6 protein-coding genes and 2 pseudogenes are annotated in these 4779 nt (G+C 29.3%); 4 read left to right on the forward strand and 4 right to left on the reverse strand.

Features of this window, described 5'->3' with window-relative positions; translation table 11 throughout:
- Window positions 1-125, forward strand: a pseudogene (locus B4E95_RS13175) (IS982 family transposase); the annotation flags it as partial.
- A gap of 153 nt (window positions 126-278) precedes the next feature.
- Here B4E95_RS13175 and ychF read toward each other — a convergent pair.
- Together ychF and B4E95_RS07925 are read right to left on the reverse strand one after the other, a co-directional pair.
- A complete protein-coding gene (ychF, locus tag B4E95_RS07920; protein WP_125348936.1) occupies window positions 279-1370 on the reverse strand; it encodes a redox-regulated ATPase YchF in 1092 nt (363 codons plus the stop codon).
- 81 nt (window positions 1371-1451) lie between these two features.
- Window positions 1452-1853: a hypothetical protein gene (locus B4E95_RS07925; RefSeq protein ID WP_291091049.1), complete on the reverse strand. Its 402-nt coding sequence runs from the start codon at window positions 1851-1853 to the stop codon at window positions 1452-1454.
- A 62-nt stretch (window positions 1854-1915) separates the two neighbouring features.
- On the opposite strand from B4E95_RS07925, the gene B4E95_RS07930 reads away from it, so the two are divergent.
- A complete protein-coding gene (locus B4E95_RS07930) occupies window positions 1916-2428 on the forward strand; it encodes a thioredoxin family protein (protein ID WP_291062163.1) in 513 nt (170 codons plus the stop codon).
- A gap of 176 nt (window positions 2429-2604) precedes the next feature.
- Here B4E95_RS07930 and B4E95_RS07935 read toward each other — a convergent pair.
- Both B4E95_RS07935 and B4E95_RS07940 read right to left on the reverse strand, forming a co-directional pair.
- Window positions 2605-2733, reverse strand: a pseudogene (locus tag B4E95_RS07935) (IS982 family transposase); the annotation flags it as partial.
- 129 nt (window positions 2734-2862) lie between these two features.
- Window positions 2863-3708, reverse strand: coding sequence for an alpha/beta fold hydrolase (locus B4E95_RS07940; protein ID WP_291046307.1), 846 nt, complete (start codon window positions 3706-3708; stop codon window positions 2863-2865).
- Between the two features lie 52 nt (window positions 3709-3760).
- On the opposite strand from B4E95_RS07940, the gene B4E95_RS07945 reads away from it, so the two are divergent.
- The gene (locus B4E95_RS07945; RefSeq protein WP_291046310.1) at window positions 3761-4207 is read left to right on the forward strand and encodes a lipocalin family protein; all 447 of its coding nucleotides are present in this window, start codon (window positions 3761-3763) and stop codon (window positions 4205-4207) included.
- Between the two features lie 88 nt (window positions 4208-4295).
- The gene (locus B4E95_RS07950) at window positions 4296-4748 is read left to right on the forward strand and encodes a lipocalin family protein (protein WP_219034255.1); all 453 of its coding nucleotides are present in this window, start codon (window positions 4296-4298) and stop codon (window positions 4746-4748) included.
- The last annotated feature ends 31 nt before the right edge of the window (window positions 4749-4779 follow it).

Below are 4779 nucleotides of genomic sequence, written 5' to 3' on the forward strand. Positions count from 1 at the left end.
ATGCTAAAAGCTTTTTAGGGTTTAAAACAAGGATACTATCAAAAATACTAACGCTTACTATTATTCAATCAATAAACAGAAACCAAAATAGAAATATTAACAACTTAAAAATTAATATTACCTAAATGCACTACGGGTTTATTAATTATTAATTATTTAAAAATACAATTATTTCACTAACAAACATTATTTTAAAAACAAATCTATAAAAGCTTATTTAAATAAAAAAAGCATCAATATTTATTGATGCTTTTAGTAAAATATTATAAAATAACTGTTTACACATTAAACAAGAAATGCATAATATCACCATCTTGTACGATGTATGCTTTTCCTTCTACGTTTAATTTTCCTGCTTCACGGCATTTAGATTCTGATCCGTAAGTAATAAAATCCTCAAATTTAATAACTTCTGCACGAATAAATCCTTTCTCGAAATCGGTATGAATAACTCCAGCCGCTTGTGGTCCTGTAGAACCTTTTTTGATTGTCCAAGCACGAACTTCTTTTACACCTGCTGTGAAATATGTTTCTAAATCTAACAATGTATAAGCAGAACGAATCAAACGATTAACTCCTGGCTCTTCTAATCCTAATTCTTCCAAGAAAATTTGACGCTCATCAAACGTTTCTAACTCGTTGATATCTGCTTCTATTTGTGCCGCTAAAATTAACACTTCTGCGTGTTCATCTTTTACAGCTTCTTTCACTTTTTCTACCCATTCGTTTCCGTCTTTTGCAGCAGACTCGTCTACATTACATAAGTACAAAACTGGTTTAGAAGTAATCAATTGTAACGAATCCACAATTTCTTGCTCTTTTTCGTCCAAATCCATTTCACGAACATTTTTCAACTCTTCTAAATGAGCAATTACAGCTGTTAAAACTTCTACAACTTTTTGTTCGTCTTTATTTCCTGCTTTTGCTGCTTTTTTAGATTTATCGATACGTTTTGTAACTGTATCCAAATCTTTCAATTGCAACTCAATGTCAATTGTTTCTTTATCACGCAATGGATTAATAGAACCATCAACATGTGTAATATTTTCGTTTTCGAAACAACGTAAAACGTGAATAATTGCATTACACTCTCGGATATTTCCTAAAAATTGATTTCCTAAACCTTCTCCCTTACTTGCTCCTTTTACCAAACCAGCAATATCTACAATTTCTACAACCGCAGGCACAACGCGCTCTGGATTTACAATTGCTTCTAACTGATTTAGACGAGTATCTGGTACAGAAACTGTTCCTACATTTGGTTCAATTGTACAGAAAGGATAATTTGCCGATTGCGCCTTTGCATTCGACAAACAGTTAAATAAAGTAGATTTACCAACATTAGGCAATCCAACAATTCCACATTTCATATATGTTGTCTCTTTTTTAATGATTGAATATTAGAACGATGTTCTAATAATTTTGTGCAAAGATAATGATTTCCATTAAATTTATTTAACCGAAGAAACTCTGTTCAATTTTATATTTAATACATTTCCAGAATATGATTTCATTTCACCATAAAAACAATCGCAAGTAGCATTATAAGTCAAATCATAATAATTAGACGTTTTATCAAGATTTATCTTTCTGAATTTGAGTTGAGGAAATTTAAACACAATAGAATCTGTCACATCTTTTTCATAACCATCCTGAAAATCAAAATCTATTTTCAATTTTGATTTACTTCTCGAAACATCCATAATCGCATCACTTTTCGACAAAGGAACTTCTACCACTTTCAATTTATAATCCAAAAAATCTTGTTTCCATTTTCCTTCAATCGTTTTTATGTTATTGGATGCGCAACTTGTGAGAAATAGCAAAATGATAAATCCTAAAAAATGTTTCATAAGTGTTAATTTTTTATTGAAAATACAATTATTTATTTACATTTACTTAAATACTTATTACAATGAAATTAAAAGCCTTAATCGTAAGTTTTATGATTGCTTTCGCAGGAATCGTAAACGCGCAAACAGCAACAGAAATATTAACTAAAGCTCAAAACCAAGCGAAAGTTGAAAATAAAAATGTCTTTTTAATTTTTCATGCTTCTTGGTGTGGATGGTGTAAAAAGATGGAAAAAAATATGGACGATCCAGCTGTGAAACCATATTTTGATGCGAATTATGTCAAAACATTTATTACTGTACAAGAACGTGCAGAAAAGAAAAATTTAGAAACACCAGGCGGCGCTGAAATTAACGAAAAATTAGGTGGAAAAGATCAAGGTTTACCTTTTTGGGTAATTCTAGATTCGACTGGAAAAGTTCTAGAAGATTCTCGCGTAAATGGAGAAAATCTTGGTGGCCCAGCTTCTGATGAAGAAGTAAATCATTTGATTACAAAACTTGAAAAAACAACCAAAAACGATAAAGTTGATCCAGAAAAAATCAAAGAAGTTTTTATCTTGAAAAAGAAATAGATGAATAGTTTTAAAATAATATTTAAGCCCGAAGGAATATGTTTTTTTTTAGTTTTTTTTATATTTTTTTTGGAGTCTTATTTTTAAGACTTAGGAGAGACTTTAGATTGTTATAAAGATAAACACTTTGTTTAAACATATTACTTTAGTTCATCTATATTTTCAGGTTTTCTATCAAGAATTCTTGTTTTAAAAACATTAAAAAATTTTATGTAATTTCGTCTTACCATAAATTGGATGCACATTTGAGAAAATTATGTCTCAATTCATTTTCTGGAATTTCTGAATAAAGTGAATTGAGGTTCACATTTTTTTAGATTATTTTAATTACAAAAATCATAATACACAACGTATTATTACAGTGAACCAAGAAAAGAGTTGAGCTCATTATTATAATAATTAATTTTTAAGCTCGAGAAATTCTCGAGCTTTTTTTATTGTTCAATATAATCAAGAGGAATATGCCAAATTTCGGTTTTATTTTTTTCTCGAAAGAAATCCAAATGTCCAATTTCATCCAACCCATATTCTTTTGGAACGATATTCAAACGTTTTTTCTTCGCATTTTTCAAAACTAATTTCCCAAATAAATCTACAGATTTTGGTGTTGCCATAAAATCATCATCCAAACTAATGATTAAAACAGGTTTTGTAATTTCATCATACAAATTTTGCGTTTCATCAGCGTAACCTAGAATTGAAGTTTCATTCAGAATTAGTTTTCGCCAATCTTTTGCGATCCCGATTGGAATTGGTTCGCCCATTCCAACTTTTTGAGAAGGAAAAAAACCGTAAAAAGCAGATAAAACAGGAATCGCAATGCGAAAAAAGAAATTCACTTTAGTTTTATCTTTTTGATGAAAATTTTTGATATAGCCATATTGAGAACCAATCGTTACAATTTTATCATAAACTTTGTAAGCGCGTGTCAAACCAATCATAATTCCACCGATACTATGACCAATTAAGAATTTTTCGTGATTGGGATAAAATTCTTCGATATATTGTGTTAAACTTAAAAAATCTTTGTCGGCCCAGTCTGTAAAATGCGCTTTAAAATCTTTTAATTTTTTGGGTTTAGAATCGCCGATTCCGCGATAATCATACGTAAAAACCAAATATCCCTTATTAGCTAAATACGTTGCATATTTGGCATAAAAAGTTTGTTTAACACCAATTGCAGACGAAATGACAATGATTTTTTTGGTTGCATTGTTTTCGCCAAAAGAGGTTATGGCAATTGGATATTTGTCGGAAGTTTCTAGTATGAATTTTTTCATTCTTTTTATTTGATAAGGTAAAAAATATACCTTTACAAGGTAAATCAATCTTATGAAAAAAATTATTTTAATTCTATTAATCTTATTCTCTTCAAAAATGTTTTCTCAACAATTAAAACCTGATAATGTGATTGGTTTTTGGAAGTTACAAGAATCAGGCTTTTATGAAAATGGCAAAAAAGTGTCTAAAGAATTTGATGATTGTCGGTTAATGAGAAATTATACAATTTGGGATAATGGATATGCTATTTATAACTATGTAGAAGGAAGTAATGGCAATTGTTTTCCTAGTGAGCCTCGATTAACATTGTGGCGAATTGTTGATAATAGAATTCAATTTTACATTGATGATTATATTTTTGAGGATAGAATTGTGAAAATTAATCAAGATAAAACGATAACTTTTGAAACATATATTGATAAAAAAATTGTAGATTCTGATAAGGAATTCGAGAAAATAGCAAATACAATCAGTTATGATATTTTACGTAAACAATAAATAAAGAAAATAAGTTTTCAGGTTTATTTTTTATATTCACTTTACGTCATTCAAAATCTTTATTTTTACCACATAATTATTGAACCGAATGAAAAATATATTCAGCCTATTTTTAGCATCAATTTTATTGCTTTCAGTTTTTTCGTGCAAAGAAGACGATTCGTTGGCAATATCGCAAGATCAATTGTTGCGATCTGGAAAATGGCAATTGAAAGAAATTAGAAAAACGAAAGGGAATATAACGGAAACAGACAAGTTGTTGTCTTGTGAGCGACAGTCTACATTAGATTTTTCGGATGTTACGAATTATAATTCTAACATGTATAAAACCGAAAAAGGAAATTGTGTACAAGAACAAACGACAGGAACGTATGTGTATAATACGTCTAAAACAAAACGTTTGTTAACGATGTCTCTGAATGATACAACGTACAATTATTATGTGAAGCAGTTAGATCCAAAATATTTGATTTTGCAAGATACGTTGAGTAAAGTAGATACGATAAAGCTTCGTTTGCAAGTTTTTGAAATTGTAAAATAATAATGAAAATGAAGCTGTCTCAAAAGTGAGG

This window comes from Empedobacter sp. UBA7494 (assembly GCF_002478465.1).
Lineage (GTDB): Bacteria > Bacteroidota > Bacteroidia > Flavobacteriales > Weeksellaceae > Empedobacter > Empedobacter falsenii_B.